The organism is Kitasatospora sp. NPDC001159, assembly GCF_053598235.1.
This window is the reverse complement of sequence record NZ_JBSFJV010000067.1, coordinates 25,734-45,983: the sequence shown is the minus strand read 5'-3', so window position 1 is coordinate 45,983 and position 20,250 is coordinate 25,734. Positions and strand designations below refer to the sequence as shown.

Annotated in this window: 13 protein-coding genes and 1 pseudogene; 2 read left to right on the top strand and 12 right to left on the bottom strand. The window is 74.1% G+C overall.

Annotated elements, in window-relative coordinates:
* Window positions 1–153: 153 nt before the first annotated feature.
* Window positions 154–357 (bottom strand): hypothetical protein, encoded by a 204-nt coding sequence (locus tag ACWC9T_RS28555; RefSeq protein ID WP_449823919.1) that lies wholly within the window; start codon window positions 355–357, stop codon window positions 154–156.
* A gap of 406 nt (window positions 358–763) precedes the next feature.
* On the opposite strand from ACWC9T_RS28555, the pseudogene ACWC9T_RS28550 reads away from it, so the two are divergent.
* A pseudogene (locus ACWC9T_RS28550) lies at window positions 764–2,020 on the top strand (serine/threonine-protein kinase); the annotation flags it as partial.
* 792 nt (window positions 2,021–2,812) lie between these two features.
* Here the strand turns inward: ACWC9T_RS28550 and ACWC9T_RS28545 are convergent.
* The gene (locus ACWC9T_RS28545) at window positions 2,813–3,619 is read right to left on the bottom strand and encodes a TrmH family RNA methyltransferase (RefSeq protein WP_449823918.1); all 807 of its coding nucleotides are present in this window, start codon (window positions 3,617–3,619) and stop codon (window positions 2,813–2,815) included.
* A gap of 90 nt (window positions 3,620–3,709) precedes the next feature.
* Here ACWC9T_RS28545 and ACWC9T_RS28540 point away from each other — a divergent pair, with 90 nt between their 5' ends.
* Window positions 3,710–6,451: a SpoIIE family protein phosphatase gene (locus ACWC9T_RS28540; protein ID WP_449823917.1), complete on the top strand. Its 2,742-nt coding sequence runs from the start codon at window positions 3,710–3,712 to the stop codon at window positions 6,449–6,451.
* Window positions 6,452–6,499: 48 nt separating this feature from the next.
* On the opposite strand, the gene cobA is transcribed toward ACWC9T_RS28540, so the two are convergent.
* The 10 genes from cobA to argH all read right to left on the bottom strand — a co-directional run bounded on the left by cobA (window position 6,500) and on the right by argH (window position 20,224).
* Complete coding sequence (cobA, locus tag ACWC9T_RS28535) at window positions 6,500–7,747, bottom strand: uroporphyrinogen-III C-methyltransferase (RefSeq protein ID WP_449823916.1); 1,248 nt, start codon at window positions 7,745–7,747, stop codon at window positions 6,500–6,502.
* A 108-nt stretch (window positions 7,748–7,855) separates the two neighbouring features.
* The gene (gene cobT / locus ACWC9T_RS28530) at window positions 7,856–11,719 is read right to left on the bottom strand and encodes a nicotinate-nucleotide--dimethylbenzimidazole phosphoribosyltransferase (protein ID WP_449823915.1); all 3,864 of its coding nucleotides are present in this window, start codon (window positions 11,717–11,719) and stop codon (window positions 7,856–7,858) included.
* Between the two features lie 484 nt (window positions 11,720–12,203).
* Window positions 12,204–13,460, bottom strand: a complete 1,257-nt coding sequence (cbiE, locus tag ACWC9T_RS28525) for a precorrin-6y C5,15-methyltransferase (decarboxylating) subunit CbiE (protein WP_449823914.1) — start codon at window positions 13,458–13,460, stop codon at window positions 12,204–12,206.
* 174 nt (window positions 13,461–13,634) lie between these two features.
* The gene (locus ACWC9T_RS28520) at window positions 13,635–14,270 is read right to left on the bottom strand and encodes a GNAT family N-acetyltransferase (protein WP_449823913.1); all 636 of its coding nucleotides are present in this window, start codon (window positions 14,268–14,270) and stop codon (window positions 13,635–13,637) included.
* Between the two features lie 208 nt (window positions 14,271–14,478).
* Complete coding sequence (locus tag ACWC9T_RS28515) at window positions 14,479–15,300, bottom strand: MetQ/NlpA family ABC transporter substrate-binding protein (protein ID WP_449823912.1); 822 nt, start codon at window positions 15,298–15,300, stop codon at window positions 14,479–14,481.
* Window positions 15,301–15,357: 57 nt separating this feature from the next.
* On the bottom strand, window positions 15,358–16,086 hold the full coding sequence (locus ACWC9T_RS28510) for a methionine ABC transporter permease (RefSeq protein WP_449823911.1): 729 nt from the start codon (window positions 16,084–16,086) through the stop codon (window positions 15,358–15,360).
* The gene (locus ACWC9T_RS28505; protein ID WP_449823910.1) at window positions 16,083–17,108 is read right to left on the bottom strand and encodes a methionine ABC transporter ATP-binding protein; all 1,026 of its coding nucleotides are present in this window, start codon (window positions 17,106–17,108) and stop codon (window positions 16,083–16,085) included. Before ACWC9T_RS28505 ends, ACWC9T_RS28510 begins: the two co-directional genes overlap by 4 nt.
* A gap of 550 nt (window positions 17,109–17,658) precedes the next feature.
* On the bottom strand, window positions 17,659–18,162 hold the full coding sequence (locus ACWC9T_RS28500; protein ID WP_449823909.1) for a GNAT family N-acetyltransferase: 504 nt from the start codon (window positions 18,160–18,162) through the stop codon (window positions 17,659–17,661).
* 217 nt (window positions 18,163–18,379) lie between these two features.
* Window positions 18,380–18,637, bottom strand: coding sequence for a hypothetical protein (locus ACWC9T_RS28495; protein WP_396249483.1), 258 nt, complete (start codon window positions 18,635–18,637; stop codon window positions 18,380–18,382).
* Between the two features lie 168 nt (window positions 18,638–18,805).
* Window positions 18,806–20,224, bottom strand: a complete 1,419-nt coding sequence (gene argH / locus ACWC9T_RS28490) for an argininosuccinate lyase (protein WP_449823908.1) — start codon at window positions 20,222–20,224, stop codon at window positions 18,806–18,808.
* Between the last annotated feature and the right edge of the window lie 26 nt (window positions 20,225–20,250).

Sequence of the window (20,250 nt, the reverse complement as noted above, 5' to 3'; positions counted from 1 at the left end):
CGACGGCGTGCCGTACGTGCTGCTGACCAACACCACCTCACGCACCAGGCGCTCGATCTCCGATACGCTCGCCGCGGCCGGGTTCCCGGTGAGCGCCCCGGCGGCACTGTTCCCCGTCCCCAGGGGACCAGTGCCCGTTCTGGTGTTCCTCCCTCAGCGGCCGATCAGGTCGACCAGGGCCTCGGCCTGGTTGGCCATCTGGTCCCACCCGCCGAACAGCAGCACCAGGAGCACGGCGCACGGCAGGGCCATGGCCAGCGCGACGGCGGGGTGCCGGGAGGGCTGCTCGGCGGACTGGGACTGGGTGAAGGCCGACCGACGGCGGCGGGTGGTGGTGCCCGTCTGCTGCGATGCCATGGCCCTGCTCCTGATCCGATCGAGTTGGCGCGGTGAACGGCTTACCTCGGGGGACGAGCTCCCCGTCCACCGCTGAGCACAACGCTATTGGTCGGGGGGCCTTCCGGGCGTCATGCCGTCGTACTGTTCCTCGGGCATCCCGGAGGATGACGCTCCGACTCAAGGCGTACTACCGGAGGGGGAGACAGGCCGCACCCCGCCCCCGGGGGAACCCTGAGGGGTAACCCCGAGAAACGATTCGGCGCCTCTGTGACCTGCAGCTCACCGCAAGATCCGACAATCGCACGGTGGCTTGAGGTGTTGCGTATCAGCACACCGCAGCGGGCAGTCCGTAAGCTGTGCCAGACAGGAACTGACGATGCCCCAACCGACGGGGCCTCACCCACGGGCTGACGGGGAACGAGACATGGCGATGATGCGGCTGAGGCGTGAGGACCCCCGCATCGTCGGGCCGTACCGCCTGCACCGCCGACTGGGCGCCGGCGGCATGGGCGTGGTCTACCTCGGCTCCGACCGCCGCGGGCAGCGCGTCGCGCTCAAGCTGATCCGCGCCGAACTCGCCGAGGACCAGGAGTTCCGCACCCGCTTCGCCCGCGAGATCGCCGCAGCCTCCCGGATCCGTGGCGGCTGCACCGCCCGCGTCGTCGGCTCGGACATCGAGGCCGACCGGCCCTGGCTGGCCACCGCTTACGTCCCCGGGCCCTCGCTCTACAAGCGGGTCGGCGACGAGGGGCCGCTGAGCTGGCCCGAAGCCGCCCGGATCGGGGCGGCGCTGGCCGACGGGCTGGTCAAGGTGCACGAGGCCGGGGTCGTCCACCGGGACCTCAAGCCGTCCAACATCCTGCTCTCGCCGCGCGGCCCGCGGATCATCGACTTCGGCATCGCGTGGTCGCGCGGCGCCAGCACCCTCACCCACGTCGGCACGGCGGTCGGCTCCCCCGGCTTCCTCGCGCCCGAGCAGGTCCGCGGCGTGGCCGTCACCCCGGCCACGGACGTCTTCGCCTTCGGGGCGACACTGGCGTACGCGCTCACCGGGGACACACCGTTCGGGTCGGGGGCCTCCTCCGAGGTGATGCTGTACCGGGTCGTCCACGAGGAGCCCGACCTGTCGGCCGTCCCCCCGCAGCTCGCCCCGCTGATCCGGGCCTGCCTGGCCAAGGAGCCCGCCGAACGGCCGGGCGCTGCCGCGCTGCACGAGCGGCTCAGCGAACTGGCGGCGCGCGGCGCGGCGATGGGGGCCGCCGGTGGCGGTGCACGCGGGGCACGACGGGCAGCTCCGGCGGCTCCGCCGCAGGTCCCCGCACCGGAAGCCCCCCGGCAGGGGGTTCCCGCCCCGGGGCGTTCGCCCGAACCGGTCGCTCCGGCACGGGCCAGAGCGGCGGCCGGTCGGCCCGGTGGCCCCGCCGGGCCGGCGGGGGGGTCAGCGCGGCGCCCGGCTGCTCCGCCCCCGCAGCCCGAGGCGACGCCGGTCACCCGTCCACTGCGGGACCGCCCGCAGACGCCGCCGCCCGGGCGTCCCCGGCCCCGGGACCGGCAGCACACCCCGGCTCCCGGCGGGCGATCCGGCACGGCGCGGCAGCGGCTGCTGCGGCAGCGGCTGGTGGTCTTCGTCACCGTGACGATCGGTGTCGCGCTGGCCATCGCGGTGGCCCAGGGGTGCGAGAACCGCAGCAACCAGGGGGCGCGGCCGCTGGTCGGACAGACGGCGACGGCGGATCCCCGCGGTGGCCGCGGAGGCGAGCAGGCGGTGCCCGGGGTCTCGGTGGACGTCACTCCGCAGTCCTCGGCGACGCCGCTGCCGGCGGCGGCCCGCAGCGGTGCGACGGACGGGGCGTTGTCGCCAGCCCAGGGGCCGGGCCCGGTGGTGAACTGGCCGAACCGCAGCTACCCCGACGGGCCGGGAGGGGCCGTGATCACCCTGAAGGACGGGCACTCGGCCGGGTCCGGGCCGCAGGTCGCGCTGAGCGCGGTGCTGCCAGCCCGGTACAAGGGGCAGCCGGCCGCAGTCGTCGTGCTGCGGCGGGCCGAGGGGTCGGCGCCGGTCGACCTCGTCCACCTCTACACCTTCGCCGGGGACAACCCGGTCGCCACCACCTCCCGCACCTCGACGGCCGACCCGCAGGCCTCGGCCACCTGGCGCCTGGACGGCAGCGCGGTCGTCCGCGAGGAGCGCGTGGCCGCCACCGGCGCGGTCAGCTCCACCCGCTACGCCGTCCGCGCCGACGGCACCCTCGACGAATCCTGGCCCGGCGCAGGCGCCTCCGGCGGCACCGGCCTCACCACCCCGCCCCCGGCGGCCGCTCCTGCGCCGCCCACGGCTCCGGCGGGCTGAGGCGGGGAGTGGGAAGTCGGCCCGGCCGACTTCCCACGCGCAGGGCCAGGCCCGGGGATGCGAGCCGACTTCCTGCGCGGGGTCCGGCCGGTGTGTGCGGCGGGAACTGCGCGACGGAGGGGGTCAGGGGGTGGTGACGGCGTAGAAGGCCACGGCGGCTGCGGCGCCTACGTTGAGGGAGTCGATGCCGTGGGCCATGGGGATGCGGACGGGGTGGTCGGCGGCGGCGATGGCGTGGGGGGTGAGGCCGTCACCCTCGGCGCCGAGCATGAGGGCCGTTTTGGGGAGGGTGTGGGGGGCGAGGCCGGCGAGGTCGACGGCCGTGTCGGCGGGGGTGAGGGCGAGGAGGGTGAAGCCGGCGTCGCGGACGGTGCCGAGGGCGGCGGGCCAGGGGTCCAGGCGGGCGTAGGGGACGGCGAAGACGGCGCCCATGGAGACCTTAACGGCGCGGCGGTAGAGCGGGTCGGCGCAGTCGGGTGAGAGCAGGACGGCGTCCATACCGAGGGCAGCGGCGCTGCGGAAGATGGCGCCGAGGTTGGTGTGGTCGACCAGGCCTTCCAGGACGGCGACCCGGCGGGCCCCGGCGAGCAGGTCGGCCGCGTCCGGGAGGGGCTTGCGCTCCATCGAGGCGAGGGCGCCGCGGTGGACGTGGTAGCCGGTGACGGCCTCGGCGAGGGCGGGTTCGACCACGTGGACGGGGGCGTCGGCCTCGGCGATGACGTCGGCCATCACGTCCAGCCACTTGGCGGTGAGCAGCATCGACCGCATCCGGTAGCCGGCCGCGAGGGCGCGGCGGATGACCTTCTCCCCCTCGGCGATGAACAGGCCCTCGGCGGGTTCGCGGCGGCGGCGCAGTTCGACGTCGGTGAGGCCGGTGTAGTCGGCGAGGCGGGGGTCGGCGGGGTCGGTGATGGTGCTGGGTTCGGACACCCTGCGATCTTGCCAAGCCGGGGCGGGGAAGGCCAAACGGCCGAAGGGACGGGGGTGGTCGCAGGCTACTCGGAATGTAAATATGACCGTATGGCCCGAAATCCGGGCCGATCCTGGGCTCCGTCGGCCTCTGGTGCCACCGGCGACGCCGGCTCCTCCGGTGGGCGCCCACACGGTCGGCAACAGCTGCCACGCGCGAAGCGGTCGCGACCGGTCCGACACCGGTCGGTGGCCGGGCAGGTGTTCGCTCTGCAGATCCTGATCGTGCTGCTGCTCGTTGCGGGGGCGGCGGTGGCGCTGGTGGTGCAGTCGCACAACGACGCCGAGCGCGAGGCCACCAACCGGTCGGTGGCGGTCGCGCAGGCCTTCGCCAACTCGCCGGGCATGGTGGCCGCGCTGCGCTCCCCCGACCCCACCGCGGTCCTGCAGCCGAAGGCGCAGTCCGCGCGGGTCGCCTCGGGCGTGGACTTCATCGTGGTGCTGAACAACCAGGGCATCCGCTACACCCACCCCGACCCGACCCGGATCGGTCAGAAGTTCATCGGCACCTACGAGCCCGCGCTGCACGGCCAGGTGGTGACCGAGCAGCTCACCGGCACGCTGGGCCCGCTGGTCCAGACGGTGGTCCCGGTGTACGCGCCGGGCGGCTCGGTGGTCGGGCTGGTCTCGGCGGGCGTCACCCTGAGCAACGTCTCCACCGCGAGCGAGCGCCAGCTGCCGGTGGTCCTGGGCGCGGCGGCGGGCGCGATCGGGCTGGCCACCCTGGGCACGGCGCTGGTCAGTCGACGGCTGCGCCGGCAGACGCACGGGCTGGGCCCGGTCGAGATGACCAGGCTGTACGAGCACCACGCGGCGGTGCTGCACGCGGTCCGTGAGGGCGTCATGATCGTCGGCGGGGACGGGCAGCTGCTGCTCTGCAACGACGAGGCGCGCCGGCTGCTCGACCTGCCGCCGGACGCCGAGGGCCGCCCGGTGACCGGGCTGGGCCTGGAGCCCGCCCCGCTGGAGCTGCTGACCGCCAACCGCCAGGTGACCGACGAGGTGGTGCTGGCCGGGGAGCGGCTGCTCGCGGTGAACGTACGGCTGATCGACCAGGCCGGCCGCCCGCCCGGCTGCGTCGCCACGTTGCGGGACTCCACCGAGCTGCTGGCGCTGACCGGCCGGGCCGAGGGCGCGCAGCGGCGGCTGCGGTTGCTGTACGACGCCGGGCTGACGGTGGGCAGCTCGCTGGACGTGACCAGGACGGCCGAGGAGCTGGCGCAGGTCGCGGTGCCCCGGTTCGCGGACTTCGTCACGGTGGACCTCGCGGAGCAGGTGCCGGCCGGCGAGGAGCCCCCGCCGGGCGCCTCTCTCGGCCGGATGCGGCGCGCGGCCATCGCCGGGATCAGCACCGACGCGCCGTTCTACCCGGTGGGCACCACCTGGGACGTGGTACCCGCCACCCCGCTGGCCGGGGCGCTGCACAGCGGGGAGGCCGACCGTGAGCCGAACCTGCCCGAGTCCCAGAAGTGGCGCGAGCAGGACCCCGAGCGCTCGGCGCAGATCCTGGCGTACGGGGTGCACTCGCTGGTGCGGGTGCCGCTGCGGGCGCGCGGCGTGCTGCTGGGGGTGGCCCGGTTCTGGCGGTCGGAGCGGCCGGAACCGTTCGAGCCGGAGGACCTGGCGCTGGCCGAGGAGCTGGTGGCGCACGCGGCGGTGTGCATCGACAACGCCCGCCGCTACACCCGCGAGCACGCGATGGCGGTGACCCTGCAGCACAGCCTGCTGCCGCGCAGTCTGCCGGCCCAGAACGCGCTGGAGGTGGCGCACCGCTACCTGTCGGCCCAGGCCGGGGTGGGCGGGGACTGGTTCGACGTGATCCCGCTGCCGGGCGCCCGGGTGGCGCTGGTGGTCGGCGACGTGGTGGGTCACGGGCTGCACGCGGCGGCGACGATGGGACGGCTGCGCACCGCGATCCACAACTTCTCGACCCTGGACCTGCCGCCGGACGAGCTGCTGGGGCACCTGGACGAGCTGGTGAACCGGATCGACCAGGACGAGGCGGCCTTCAGCGAGAGTTCGGGGCTGGCCGGGGCGACGTGCCTGTACGCGATCTACGACCCGGTGTCGCGGCGTTGCGCGCTGGCCAGCGCCGGGCACCCGCCGCCGGCCGTGGTGGACCCGCAGGGCCACGTGGTGTTCCCGGAGCTGCCGACCGGACCGCCGTTGGGGCTGGCGGCGCTGCCGTTCGAGACCGTCGAGCTGGAGCTCGCCGAGGGCAGTCGGCTGGTGCTGTACACCGACGGGCTGGTGGAGGACCGCGAGCGGGACATCGACGAGGGGCTGGAGCTGCTGCGGACGGCGCTCAGCGGGCCGCCACGCACGCCGGAGCAGACCTGCGCGGACGTGCTCGGGGCGATGCTGCCGACGCACCCGCAGGACGACATCGCGCTGCTGGTGGCGCGGACCAGGGTGCTGGCGCCGGACCAGGTGGCGGAGTGGCACGTGCCCTCCGACCCGGCGGCGGTGCGGACGGTCCGGGCGCAGGTGGCGGCGCGGCTGGCGGACTGGGGGCTGGACGAGGCCGCGTTCGTCACCGAGCTGATCCTGAGCGAGTTGGTGACCAACGCGATCCGGTACGGCTCCGAGCCGATCAAGGTGCGGCTGCTGCGCGACCGGGCGCTGATCTGCGAGGTGTCGGACGGCAGCAGCACCTCGCCGCACCTGCGGTACGCGGCGACCGAGGACGAGGGCGGGCGCGGGCTGTTCCTGGTCGCGCAGTTCGCGGACCGCTGGGGGACGCGCTACACCGCGACCGGGAAGGTCATCTGGACGGAGCAGCCGCTGGAGTAGGAAGTCGGACCGGCCGACTTCCCACTCCGCGAACCGCCCGTAAGCGTCCTAGCGCTGGAAGGCGGCGGCGAGGACGTTCACCACGTCGCCGACGACGATCACCGCCGGGGGCTTGACCCCCTGGGCCTCGACCACCGCGGCGACGGTGCCCAGGGTGGCGTCCACCCGGCGCTGGGCGGCGGTGGTGCCCTCCTGGACGATCGCGACCGGGGTGTCGGCCGGGCGGCCGTGCTCGACCAACCTGGCGGCGATCGCGCCGATCTTGTCGACGGCCATCAGCAGCACCAGGGTGCCACTCATCCCCGCGACGGCCGGCCAGTTGGTGACCGAGCGCGGATCGTCCGGGCCGACGTGGCCGGAGATCACGGTGAACTCCTGGGTCAGCCCGCGGTGGGTGACCGGGATTCCGGCCGTCTCCGGGACGCTGATCGAGCTGGAGATCCCGGGCACCACGGTGACCGGGATGCCCGCCTCGGCGCAGGCCAGCAGCTCCTCGCCACCGCGGCCGAAGACGTACGGATCGCCGCCCTTGAGCCGGACCACGAACTTGCCGGCCTTGGCGTGCTCGATCAGCGCCCGGTTGATCGCCTCCTGGGCCATCTGGCGGCCGTACGGGATCTTCGATGCGTCGATCACCTCGACGTCCTCGGGCAGCTCGGCGAGCAGCTCGCGCGGGGCGAGGCGGTCGGCGACCACCACGTCGGCGTCGGCGAGCAGCCGGCGGCCGCGCACCGTGATCAGGTCCGGGTCGCCGGGGCCGCCGCCGACCAGGGCCACGCCGGCGCCGTGCGAGCGGTACTGGCGGGAGGCCAACGAGCCGTCCCGCAGGCCGCCGACGATGGTGTCGCGCAGGGCGGCGGAGTGGCGCGGGTCGCCGGTGAGGACGGCGACGGTGGCGCCCGCGTCGCGGCCGCTGGCCGGGGTCCAGGCGGTGGCGGCGGAGGCGTCGTCGCTGCGGGAGCAGAACACCCGCTCGCGCTCGGCCTCGGCGCTGACCGCCGCGTTGACCGCCGGGTCGTCGGTGGCGACCAGCGCGTACCAGGTGCCGGCCAGGTCACCGTCCCGGTACGGGCGGGCGTGCCAGGTCAGCTCGCCCGCGTCGGCCATGGCCTGGACGGCCGGGGTGGTGGCCGGGGATATCAGGTGCAGCTCGGCGCCGGAGGCGATCAGGGCCGGCAGCCGCCGCTGCGCGACCTGGCCGCCGCCGACCACGACGACGCGGCGGCCGGCCAGCAGCAGGCCGACGGGGTAGGGGGTACGGCCCTCGGTGCTCGGGTGCGGGGTGGGCGCGCTCATCGGCGGTGCTCCTGATCGGGGGTGAGGGTGTCGGGGACGGTACGGAGATACGCCGCTCCGCGGGCCGGCGCGCCCTCGGGCCGGTCCGCGGAGCGGTGACGGAGTACGTCAGGCCTTCTCGGTGACCCCGGCGGAGTCGAAGGTGGCTACATCGTGCATCGCGCGGGCCGCACTCTGCACCAGCGGCAGTGCCAGCAGGGCACCGGTGCCCTCGCCGAGCCGCAGGTCGAGGTCGATCAGCGGACGCAGGCCCAGCTTCGCCAGCGCGGCCTGGTGGCCGGGCTCGGCGGAGCGGTGGCCGGCGATGCAGGCCGCCAGCACCTCGGGCGCGATGGCCTTGGCGGCCAGCGCCGCCGAACCGGCGATGACACCGTCCAGCACCACCGGGGTGCGCAGCGAGGCGGCGCCCAGCAGGAAACCGGCGATGGCCGCGTGCTCCAGGCCGCCGACGGCCGCGAGGACGCCGATCGGGTCGTTCGGGTCGGGCTGGTGCAGGGCCAGCGCGGCGCGGATGACCTCGATCTTGTGCGAGTGGGTCTCGTCGTCGATGCCGGTGCCGCGGCCGGTGACCTCGGCCGGGTCGAGGCCGGTGAAGACCGAGATCAGGGCGGCCGAGGCGGTGGTGTTGGCGATGCCCATGTCACCGGTGACCAGGGCCTTGTTGCCCGCCGCGACCAGGTCGCGGGCGGTCTCGATGCCGACCTCGATCGCCTGCAGGACCTCCTCGCGGGTCATCGCCGGGCCCTGGGTCATGTCGCCCGTGCCGGGGCGGACCTTGCGCGGCAGCAGGCCGGTGGCGCGGCCCTGCTGGAGGGCGTCCGGCAGCTCGGCGGCGACGCCGACGTCCACCACGCAGACCTCGGTGCCGATCTGCTTGGCGAAGGAGTTGATCACCGCTCCCCCGGCCAGGAAGTTGCCGACCATCTGGGCGGTCACCTCCTGCGGCCACGGGCTGACGCCCTGGGCGTGCACGCCGTGGTCGCCCGCGAAGATCGCCACGCAGGCGGGCTCCGGGATCGGCGGCGGGCACTTGCGGGACAGGCCGCACAGCTGGGCGGAGATGATCTCCAGCATGCCGAGCGAGCCGGCCGGCTTGGTCATCCGCTTCTGCCGGTCCCAGGCCTCGCCGAGCGCCTTGGCGTCCAGCGGGCGGATGCCGCGCAGGGTGTCGGCGAGCAGGCTCTGCGGTTCCTCGCCGGGAAGCGCGCGGTTGCCGTACTGCTCCTCGTGGACCACCCAGGACAGCGGGCGCTTCTTGGCCCAGCCCTGCTGCTCCAGCTCGGGCTCGTCCGGGAAGGAGTCGACGAAGCCGACGCACAGGTAGGCGACGACCTCCAGGTGCTCGGGCAGGCCGAGTTCGCGGACCAGCTGCTCGTCGTCGAAGAAGCTCACCCAGCCGACGCCCAGGCCCTCGGCGCGGGCGGCCAGCCAGAGGTTCTCGACGGCCAGGGCAGCCGAGTACGGGGCCATCTGCGGCTGGGTGTGCCGGCCCAGGGTGTGCCGGCCGCCGCGGGTGCGGTCGGCAGTCACCACGATGTTGACCGGGGTGTCGAGGATGGCCTCGATCTTGATCTCGCGGAACTGCTTGGCTCGGCCCTTGGGCAGCGAGTCCGCGTACGCCTCGCGCTGACGCTCCGCCAGGGCGTGCATCCGCTTGCGGGTCTTCGCCGAGCGGATCACCACGAAGTCCCAGGGCTGCGAGTAGCCGACGCTGGGCGCGGTGTGGGCGGCCTCCAGGACGCGGATCAGCACCTCGTGGGGGATCGGGTCCGGGCGGAAGCCGTTGCGGATGTCGCGGCGCTCGCGGATCACCTGGTGGACGGCGCCGCGGCCGGCCTCGTCGTACCCGGGGGCGGCCGGGCCGCGCGGCTCGGCGGGCTCGACGGCCCGCGGGTCCTCGGCGGGCTGCTCGGGCTGGCCCTCGGGCTGCTGCTCCGCCTCCGGCACGACGGCTTCGGCGGCCTGCGCCGCCTCGGCCTCGGCGGGCTGCTCGACGGCCTGCTCGAAGACCGGCTGCTCGGCCGTCTCGGCGGCGGGCTGCTCCGCGGTCGGCTCGACGGCCGAGGCCTCCTCCGGGGCGGCCTCGGGCGCGGCTTCGGCGGGCTGCCCGGCCTGCTCCGCGACCTGCTCGGCCTGCGGCTCCTCGGCGGCCGGGGCCTCGGCGGTCTCGGCGACCGGCTGCTCGACGGGCTGCTCGGCGACCGGCTGCTCGACGGGCTGCTCGGCGGCCGGCTGCTGCTCCGCCTCCGGCACGACGGCTTCGGCGGCCGGCTGCTGCTCCGCCTCCGGCACGACGGCTTCGGCGGCCTGCGCCACCCCGGCCTCGGCGGGCTGCTCGACGGCCTGCTCGGCCACGGGCTCAGCGGTGGCCTCGACGACCTGCTCCGGCTGCTCGGCGGCCAGCTCGGCCGGGGCCCCGGCGGGCTGCTCGGCCTGGACGGCCTCCGGCTGCGGCTGCTCGCCCTCGACGGCAGGCTGCTCGGCGGGCTGCTCGACGGCCTGGCCGGAGGGCATCTCACCGGTACCGGCGGCGGTCTCCGCGACCGGCTCGGCGACGGCCTGCGGCGCGGCCTCGGCGGGCTGCCCGGCCTCCTGGGCCACCGGGGCCTCCTGAACCGCCTCGACGGCCTGCGGCGCGTCGGCGGCCGCTATGGGAGCGGGCTGCTGCTGCGCCGCTTCCCTTGCCACCGGGGCCTGCTGGGCGGCCTCGACCTTGGGCAGGCCGTGCGGGGTCGGCGCGGCGAGGAAGGCGGAGATCCGACGCGGCTGGCCGGCCGGGGCGGCGGCCTCGGTCTGCTCGGCGGTCGCGACGGCCTCGGCGGCACCCTCGGCCACGGCGGCCTCGGCGGCGCCACCCTCAACGGCAACGGCCTCGACGGCGACGGCCTCGACGGCGACGGCCTCGACGGCAACGGTCTCCACCGCGGCGGTCTCGACCACAACGGCCTCGGCCACCCGCTGGGCAACGCCCTCGGCCACGACGGCCTGGGCCTGCGCGGCCTCCGGGACCGGCGCCGCCTGAGCGGCCTCGGGCGTCGGTACGGCCTGGCCGGCCTCCGGCATCTCGACGACCTCGACCACCTCGATCGCCCCGACCGTCTCGACGGTCATCAGGCCCTCGATCGGCTGCGCGGCCAGCGGCACCTGCTGGAAGCCCTGACCCTGCGGCGCCTGCTGGACGTCCTGCACCCCCTCGACCGTCAAAGCCATCGGGGGCATCGGCGCGGCGGGCGCCATCGGAACGGCCTGCGGCACGTCCTGGGGCACGGCACCCGGGACCGGCGCGACGGCCTCACCCATCGGCGGCCGGCCGACGACCGGGATGCCGTGCGCGGGCGTGCCGCCCTGCGACGGGCCGCGGTCGGCCAGCGAACGGACCGGCACCTGGCCGGTCATCAGCGACGGGTCCGGGATGGGCGGGCCGGCGTGCAGCGGGCGGCGCGGCTGCTGAGCCTGCGTCATGGGCTGCTGGGCCTGCGGCTGCATCGGGACGGCCTGGACGGGCGACTGCTGGGGGTACTCGGCGCCGAGCACCGGCGGGTCCACCGGCGGCCAGGACGGCTCGAGCGGGGTGCCGTCCGGCTGCGGCGCGAACGGCGCCTGCTCGGCACCCCAGGAGCCCTGCGGGCCGGGCATCAGCAGCACGTCGTCCTCGTCGTCCAGCCCGTCCGGCTGGTCGACGAAGTGGAAGGCCGGGCGCGCGGCGCCCTGGTCGACGGTCCAGCCGTCGCCCGGGACGGCCGGGGACGGCATGCCGGGAACGGCGTAGCTCGGCTGGCCCTCCGGCGGGATGACACCCGCGCCGGGCAGGCCGCCGACCGGCGCCGCCGGGTTGGGGATCACCCCGCCGTCCGTCGCGACGCCCTGCAGGGGTGCAACGCCCGCGACGCCCTCCGGTCCGCCGAGCGGGTCGGGCCCGGCGTGCAGGTGCTCCGGCAGTCCCTCGCCCGGGACGTGGCCGCCATCGGTCATTGTCAAAGCTCCTTCCAGGCCGCTGCCGCGCCCCTTGGCGACGCGATCACCGACCGCAGCGCCCATCCGCACGGGCCGGGCCTGCACCGACCCGCCCCTCAACCACACGCGGCCGCCGCGCCGAGGCGCTGCGGCCAAAGTCCTTCCGGCGCGCTGCGGCACCCCGGCCGGGGCACCGCCCGTAAGGACGGCGCACCATCTGAAACAACGACAACCCGGAGCAACCGGCACGACCGCACCGGACCCTACGGCATTCTCCAGGTCCGGCAAGCGGCCCGTCGAATTGCCCACACTCCGAGCGGAACCGGGTTGCACCACGTCAAAAAAGGTGACAAACCGACCGAATCGGGCGGGTCGCCGACGGCTGCAGCCGCCTGGGACGCCACACTACCGGCCCGGCGCGGTGACCTCTCGAATCAGTGTCCGGATGCGACCTGGATCACCGCCGAGCCTGCGCGGCGGTCCCGGCACTCACCCGAGGCCTTCACACGATCTGCTCACCCCAGAGCAGCAGTGCGCCGCCCGCGCCCTCCCCGAGCTCCAGTCCGCCGCCCTCCCCCGCGGGGCGCAGCGGAGTGGACTGCAGCAGCGCGCCGTCCGCCCGGTAGCCGGCCTCGGTGATGGCCCGGCGGACTTCCTCCGCCTCGGCGAAGGTGCGGGCCAGCGCGACGAAGCGCTCGGGCTTGCGGGCGAGCACCGCGCGCACCACGTCGAGGCCACCGGACTCCACCACCGCCGCGTCCGGCTCCGGCAGTCCGCCCAGCACCTCGGGGCCGTGGCCGTACACGGTCTCCACCTCGACGCCGTACCGGCGGGCGTTGACGGTGAGCCGGGCGCAGGCCGAGCGGGAGGCCTCCACCGCGACCACGGCGGCGCCGAACCGGGCCGCCTCCACCGCGAGGGCGCCGCTGCTGGCGCCGACCGACCAGACCAGGTCCCCGGGCCGTGCACCCAGACGGGCCAGCACCAGCGCGCGGACGTGCGCGGGGAGCGCATCCGACGCGCCCGCTCCGCCCTCCGTGCGCCCGGCGCCCGCGTAGGCGTCGGTGGGGAGCGCCCAGCCGCGTTCCGCGCCGGGGTAACCGACCGGGCGCCCGGCCAACCAGCCGGCCGCCTCGTCCACCGTCCCGGCCTGGGCGGTACCGCCGATCACCAGCACCACGTTGGGGTCGCGCCAGACGTGGTCGGCGATCCGGTCGGAGGTCAGGACGGTGACGTCCTCCTCCGGGGTGCCGAGGGCCTCGCAGACCACGAAGGTCCGGTGCACCCCGCGCAGCATCAGGGCGAGTTCGCCCGGACCGGCACCCGGCGCGGTGAGCACCGCGACCTTGGGGTGGGCCCGGCAGATGTTGGCCGCGCGGCGCAGCCGACCACCGTGCGCGCTGACCACCTGGGCGTCCTCCCAGGGCATCCCGGCCCGGGCGAAGGCTGCGGCGACGGAGGAGACGGCGGGCAGGACCTCGAGTTCGAGGCCGAACTCGGGTCTGCGCAGGGTGCGCACCACGCCGAAGAAGCCCGGGTCACCCTCGGCGACCACGACGGCGGCGCCGCGGTGCTCGGCGATCTTCTTGGCAGCCTGCTGGATGTTGCCGAGGGCGATCCGCTCGGCGGCGTCCGGTACGGGGAGGGCGCCCAGTTGGTAGGGCGCGCCGGCCACCAGGGTCGCGGCGGCGAGGGCCGCACCGGCGGCCTCGGTCAGCGGCGTTCCGTCCCACCCGATGACCGTGATCCGGTCAGCCATCTGCGGCCGTTCTCCCTCGACTCGATGCGCGGCTCGTCGCGCCGGCTGTGCGGCGCCGGTGCAGAGGCTACCGGGTGTGATCCCCCGAGGACGGGCCCTGACGGCCGACATCTCGTACACATGTCCGTGCCGATCGGGTGACCGGGTGCTTTCACCGCGGCAACGGGCGGTGGATCAGTCGCGCAGCACGTAGCGGTGGTCGCCGTGCCAGCCGTCCCGGTGCAGTTCGGGCGATTCCAGGTCCTCCGGGAGCAGGCTCCACAGGATCAGGTCGCTGCGGCTCTCCTCCACCACCTCACCGGACTCGCCCCGCACTATCCAGGCGCTGCGCAGCACGCCCTCGCTGATCCCGCCGATCTTCTGGGCGACCTGCTGGGCGGCGGTGTTCCCGGCGGCGGTGCGCATCTCCAGGCGCAGGAAGCCGCGGTCCTCGAACAGCCACTGGGCGACGCCGAGGACGGCCTCCGGGGCGTAGCCCTCGCCGCGCGCCCAGACGGCGGTGACGTAGGAGATCTCGGTGGTGCGCAGCCGCCAGTCGGTGTTGCGCAGTTCGACCAGGCCGACCAGGCGCTGGGTGAGGTGCTCGGTGACGGCGAAGACGATGCCGCGGCCTTCGGCCCGGTGGGCGGGAGCGAGGGTGCGGGCGAGGTCGGCCGCGTAGTCCCGGGTGAACGGGTGCGGGAGATCCGTCCAGGCCAGGACGAGGTCGTCGGCCATCATGGTGGCCAGGCCGGGGGCGTCATCCTCCGCAAGGGGACGCAGCAGCAGCCGTTCGGTGCTGATGGCGGTCTCGGGGAAGCTCGCTGCCATGCCGTCTCTCCTCGCCGGGTCGTGAACACAACACCGTACGCCCCCGTCGCGCCCCGGGTACCACGCGGTGCGCCGCCCGCACGACGGTACGTCAGAACGCGGTCGGCCGGGGCGTCCCTGGGTGCATACTGCCCGACCGGGCCCCCGCCGAGGTACGGCGGGGGCCCGGTCGGACGTCAGGGTGTGACGGCATGACGATCAGTGACGATCAGAAGGCCGGGATGACCGAGCCCTGGAAGGTGTCGTTGATGTACTTCTTGACCTCGTCGGAGTGCAGAAGCTCGGCGAGCTTCTTGACCCGCGGGTCGTTCTCCCTGCCCTTCTTGACGGCGAGGATGTTGGCGTACGGGTTGCCCTCGGCCTTCTCCAGCACCAGCGCGTCGGTGGCCGGCTTCAGGCCGGAGTCGATCGCGTAGTTGCCGTTGATGACGGCGGCGTCGAGGTCGGAGACCGAGCGGGGCAGCTGGGCGGCCTCCAGCTCCTTCCACTTGAGGTTCTTCGGGTTGCCCGTCACGTCGGCCGGGGTGGCGGTGGTGCCGGCGCCGTCCTTGAGGGTGATGAGCTTGTTGTCGGCGAGCAGCTTGAGCGCGCGGCCCTCGTTGGTGGCGTCGTTGGGCAGGCCGATGGTGGCGCCGTCCGGCAGGTCGGTGATCGCCTTGACCTTCTTGGAGTAAAGGCCCAGCGGCTCCAGGTGCACGGTCTCGACCGAGACGATGTCGGTGCCGTGCTTCTTGTTGAAGTCCTCCAGGTACGGGACGTGCTGGAAGTAGTTGGCGTCGGCCGACCCGTCCTGCACCGCCGTGTTGGGGGTCACGTAGTCGGTGACCTCCTTGATGTCGAGCTTGAGGCCGGCCTTGTCCGCGAGGTTGTCCTTGACGTACTTGAGGATCTGCCCGTGCGGGGTGGGACTGGCGACGACCTTGAGCGGCGCGTTCGGGTCCGAGGAGGACCCGGAGCTGCCGCAGGCGGCCAGCGAGAGGGCGAGGCCGGCGGTGGCGAGGACGCTGGTGAACTTCAGGGCGTTGCGCACGAAAAGTGCCTTTCTGCGTGTTGCGGGGAGCCGCGTCCGGGGTCGGACGAGGGAGGTCTAGGAGGCGACGAGGTCCTGGTCCGGAGTCGTCGGGGTGCGGCCGAGCAGCCGGGTCCGGCCGCCGCCGCGGCCGCGGTGGGCGAGGCGCCGGACGGCGAAGTCGCCGATCAACTGGACGGCGGTGACGATGATCACCAGCTCGGCCACGATGACCCACATGAATGCCGTCTCGAAGCGCTGGTAGCCGTAGTTGACGGCGAGGGTGCCGAGGCCGCCACCGCCGACCGTGCCGGCCATCGCGGAGTAGCTGATCAGGGTGATGACGGTGGTGGTGATCGAGGCCACGATGCCGGGCAGCGCCTCGGGCAGCAGGGTCTTGCGCACGATCGTCCAGGTGCTGCCGCCCATCGACTGCACCGCCTCGATCAGACCGCGGTCGACCTCACGGACGGAGGTCTCGACCAGGCGGGCGAAGAACGGGATGGCGCCGACGGTGAGCGGCACGGTAGCGGCCTGCCAGCCGATGGAGGTGCCGACCAGCCAGCGGGTGAAGGAGATCAGCGCGATCATCAGGATGATGAACGGCACCGAGCGGGCGATGTTCACCACGAAGCCGATGGCCTTGTTGACCGCCCGGTTGGCGAGCAGGCCGCCCTTGTCGGTGAGCACCAGCAGCACGCCCAGCGGCAGGCCGAGCAGCACGGTGACCGCCGCCGACACCCCGACCATCTGGAAGGTCTCCTGGGTGGCGGGCCACATCAGCTCCTGCATCTGGTCCCAGGTCATGCCACCGCTCCGTTCGCCGCACCGATCACGTCCACCTGCAGGCCCTGCTCGCGCAGGTAGCCGATCGGCACCACGTTGTCCTGGTGGCCGCCGGACAGTTCGACCCGCATCCGGCCGACCATCCGGCCGGCGATGGTCTCGACGGCGGCGCCGAGGATGTTGATGTCGATCTGGTAGGTACGGGCGAGCTGGGAGACGAACGGCTGGGCCGAGGTGTCGCCCTGGAAGGTGATCTCCAGCACGGTGGAACCGGGCTGCCCGGTGCCGAACTCGCCGAGCGGGAACAGCTCGCGGGCCAGCTCGGAGCCGGGCTCGGCCAGCAGCTCGGTGAGCTTCCCGGACTCGACCACCCGGCCGCCGCGCATCAGGGCGGCGGAGTCGCAGACGGTCTTGATGACGTCCATCTCGTGGGTGATCAGCAGGACGGTGAGGCCCAGCTGCTGGTTGAGGTCGCGCAGCAACTTGAGGATCGAGCGGGTGGTCTCCGGGTCGAGGGCCGAGGTGGCCTCGTCGGAGAGCAGCACCTTGGGGTCGCCGGCCAGGGCGCGAGCGATGCCGACGCGCTGCTTCTGACCGCCGGAGAGCTGGTTGGGGTAGCTGCGGGCCTTCTCGCCGAGGCCGACGAGCTCCAGCAGCTCGGCGGCCTTGCGGCGGCGCTGAGTGCGGTCCAGGCCGTTGATCTCCAGCGGGAGTTCGACGTTCTGCTGCACCGTCCGCGAGGACAGCAGGTTGAAGTGCTGGAAGACCATGCCGATCCGGCGGCGCGCCTCGCGCAGCTCCCGGCCGGCCCGGTTCTCACCGCCGGACAGCGTGGTGAGTTCGACCCCGTCCACGGTGACGGTGCCGGAGGTCGGGCGCTCCAGCATGTTCACGCAGCGGATGAGGGTGGACTTGCCGGCACCGCTGGTGCCGACGACTCCGTAGACCTCGCCCGGACGGACGTGCAGGTCGACGCCGGCGAGAGCGGTCACCTCGCGGCCTCGGGAACGGTAGACCTTCGTGAGGTCCGTGGTGGTGATCACAGCTGCTTCCGGGGGTCGGGGGCGGGCGGCGTGTCGACCGCCCGACCGGGGTTGCGGTCGGCGGTGTCCTACGACGCTTCGCCAGGGGGATCCGGACCTGCCGCCCTTGATCGTGACCGCTGGGCGGCCGGGCCGCGCGACGGCACGGCCCTTACGGGTCAGCGGCGGCCGCGGGTGTGCGGGCACGCCGGAGGGAGGGGTTCCGGGAGGGAAGGCACGCTCGCACGGACGGGAGCGGTGCCGGAGTCTCGCTTCGGGGCGCGAGGGGGAGGCACTCTCAGAGGAGTGCCGGGGGCGGTGGCCCTCAGCAGTGACACATTCGACGGCACATGGCACGCTCACCTGCCGGCAGCGTGCCGGAGGGGGTCCAGTTCGTCGTCGCAGCCATGTGAGCCAGTAAAACAGATCAGCTGAATTGCGCCCAATTTTTCGGCAGAGACGTCCGCATTTCGGACACTCACGCCTTTGACCAGCGGTGATACGGCTCGGCGCCGCCACCTTCCTGTCCGAATGGTGGCGGCGCCGGGGCCGGGCCCGTACGGGCGGGGGGTCAGGCGGTCGCGGCGAGCGGGGTCGCGGCGGACTTCTCCAGGTGCACGAAGCTCAGCCGGCTGCTGACCTGCTCGACGGCGGTCTGCCGGTACCCCTGGCGGGCGTAGAGGCGCAGGTTGCCGAGGCTGCGGTGGCCGGTGAACAGACGGTAGGCGGTCACCGGGCGGCCGTCCTCGACGAGGCGGCGCTCCAGGGCGTCCAGGAGCCGTCCGCCCAGGCCGTGCCGCTGCATCCGGGGGTGGACCACCAGACGCCCTATCCGGCCGATGCCCTCGGCGTCGACGTGGCCACGGACGGTGCCGACCACCTCCTCGCCCAGCCGGGCGACCAGGACGTGCTGCTCGGCCAGTTCGGCGCGCAGGCTCTCCAGGGTCTGCGTCAGGGGCTCTATCGCCCAGTCGCCGTACAGCTCCGCCTCGGGCTGGTAGCCCAGGTACTGGAGCTTGAGGATCTGCTCGGCATCCTCGGCCACCGCGGCCGAGATGATCACGCTCATGCCCATGTGGAGGGGCCTCCCCAGTCGTCGTGCCCGGCGCGCAGAGGGTGGCGCGCTCACGCTCAGTATCCGAGCGATCGCGCCACCGTCAAAAGTGGCGTTCGCCAGCGCTCTACCCGGGCGTCAGCTTCCCTCAACCTTCGGGGGGCGGACAGTGGCGAGTGTCACGGCGGGGGAGTGGCGGGAGGGGTGGGGCGAGGGTGGGGAGAATCACCCCGGTCACTCAGAGGAAGCGCTCCGCGTGGAGCAGCAGCCGGAGGCAGGCCAGGCAGCGGGAGCGGGTGGGGCCGATCGAGCCGCGCGGCATGCCGAGGCGTGCGGAGAGTTCGCGGTAGGTCGGCGGCGGGTCCTCGGCGAGGGCGGCGACGAGTTGGGGGCAGCGGCCGGGCAGGGCGGCGACGGTCTCGCGGACCACCCGGCGGCGGCGTTCGGCGAGGTAGACGTCCTCGGCGGAGGGGACGGGCGGAAGGGCTGTGCACACACCGTGCATGACGGGCCCGGGCGGGCCCGGTTACGCCCGAGCCGGGGCACGTACGCGGGAGGGGCGCGCCGGTCGGACCGCCGCGCCCCTCCCCCGTCGTGCCGGGGGTCAGCCCTGGGGCCGTCTCCTGGGTTCTGTCGGATCAGGCGAGGACCCGAAAGACAGCCCCTACACCCACTCCTGCTGCCGCGCCAGGTCCGCCTTGACCTCGGCGAGCTGGACCGCGACGGCCGAGGGGGCGGTGCCGCCGCGCCCGTTGCGGGCGGCGATGGCGCCGTGCACGCTGAGCACCGAGCGGACCTCGGGGGTCAGGTGCTCGGAGATCGAGGCGAACTGCTCGCCCGTCAGGTCGGACAGCTCGATGCCCTGGGCCTCACAGACCTTGACGCAGGCTCCGGCCACCTCGTGCGCGACCCGGAACGGCACGCCCTGCTTGACCAGCCACTCGGCGATGTCGGTGGCGAGCGAGAAGCCGGCCGGGGCCAGCTCCTCCAGCCGCTCCCGGTGCACGGTGAGGGTGGCCATCATCCCGGTGAACGCAGGCAGCAGCACCTCCAGGGTGTCGCAGGAATCGAAGACCGGCTCCTTGTCCTCCTGGAGGTCCCGGTTGTAGGCGAGCGGCAGCGCCTTGAGGGTGGCCAGCAGGCCGGTCAGGTTGCCGATGAGCCGACCGGACTTGCCGCGGGCCAGCTCGGCGATGTCCGGGTTCTTCTTCTGCGGCATGATCGAGGAGCCGGTGGAGAAGGCGTCGTGCAGCGTGATGAAGCCGAACTCCTTGGTGTTCCAGATGATCACCTCCTCCGCGATCCGGGAGAGGTTGACGCCGATCATCGCGGTCACGAAGGCGAACTCGGCGACGAAGTCGCGCGAGGCGGTGCCGTCGATGGAGTTGCCGACCGAGCCGCCCTCGAAGCCGAGGTCGGCGGCGACGGCCTGCGGGTCGAGGCCGAGCGAGGAGCCGGCCAGCGCGCCGGAGCCGTACGGCGAGACGGCGGTGCGGGCGTCCCACTGGCGCAGCCGCTCGGCGTCCCGGCCGAGGGCCTGCACGTGCGCGAGGACGTGGTGGGCGAAGAGGACGGGCTGGGCGTGCTGCAGGTGGGTGCGGCCCGGCATGGCGGTGTCGGGGTGCGCCTCGGCCAGGCCGACCAGGGCGTGCTGGAGGTCGAGCAGCAGGCCGCCGATGGTCTTCGCGTGGTCCCGCAGGTACATCCGGAACAGGGTGGCGATCTGGTCGTTGCGCGAGCGCCCGGCCCGCAGCTTGCCGCCGAGGTCGGCGCCGAGGCGCTCCAGCAGGCCGCGCTCCAGGGCGGTGTGCACGTCCTCGTCGGCGACGGTGCCCGTGAAGGTGCCCGCCTCGACGTCGGCGAGCAGCTGGTCGAGGCCGGCCAGCATGGCGGCGAGTTCCTCGTCGGAGAGCAGGCCCGCCTTGTGCAGCACCCGGGCGTGGGCCTTGGAGCCGGCGATGTCGTACGGGGCGAGGCGCCAGTCGAAGTGGACCGAGGCGGAGAGCTTGGCCAGCGCCTCGGACGGGCCGTCGGCGAAGCGCGCGCCCCAGAGGCGGACGTCGGAGGACTGCTGGGCGGTCATCGCGGTGGCTCCTTACACGTATGGGT

Coding starts and splice junctions, on each gene's coding strand:
- ACWC9T_RS28555 (WP_449823919.1), bottom strand. CDS start 357: ATGGCATCGCAGCAGACGGGCACCACCACCCGCCGCCGTCGGTCGGCC.
- ACWC9T_RS28540 (WP_449823917.1), top strand. CDS start 3,710: ATGGCCCGAAATCCGGGCCGATCCTGGGCTCCGTCGGCCTCTGGTGCC.
- cobA (WP_449823916.1), bottom strand. CDS start 7,747: ATGAGCGCGCCCACCCCGCACCCGAGCACCGAGGGCCGTACCCCCTAC.
- cobT (WP_449823915.1), bottom strand. CDS start 11,719: ATGACCGATGGCGGCCACGTCCCGGGCGAGGGACTGCCGGAGCACCTG.
- cbiE (WP_449823914.1), bottom strand. CDS start 13,460: ATGGCTGACCGGATCACGGTCATCGGGTGGGACGGAACGCCGCTGACC.
- ACWC9T_RS28520 (WP_449823913.1), bottom strand. CDS start 14,270: ATGGCAGCGAGCTTCCCCGAGACCGCCATCAGCACCGAACGGCTGCTG.
- ACWC9T_RS28510 (WP_449823911.1), bottom strand. CDS start 16,086: ATGACCTGGGACCAGATGCAGGAGCTGATGTGGCCCGCCACCCAGGAG.
- ACWC9T_RS28500 (WP_449823909.1), bottom strand. CDS start 18,162: ATGGGCATGAGCGTGATCATCTCGGCCGCGGTGGCCGAGGATGCCGAG.
- argH (WP_449823908.1), bottom strand. CDS start 20,224: ATGACCGCCCAGCAGTCCTCCGACGTCCGCCTCTGGGGCGCGCGCTTC.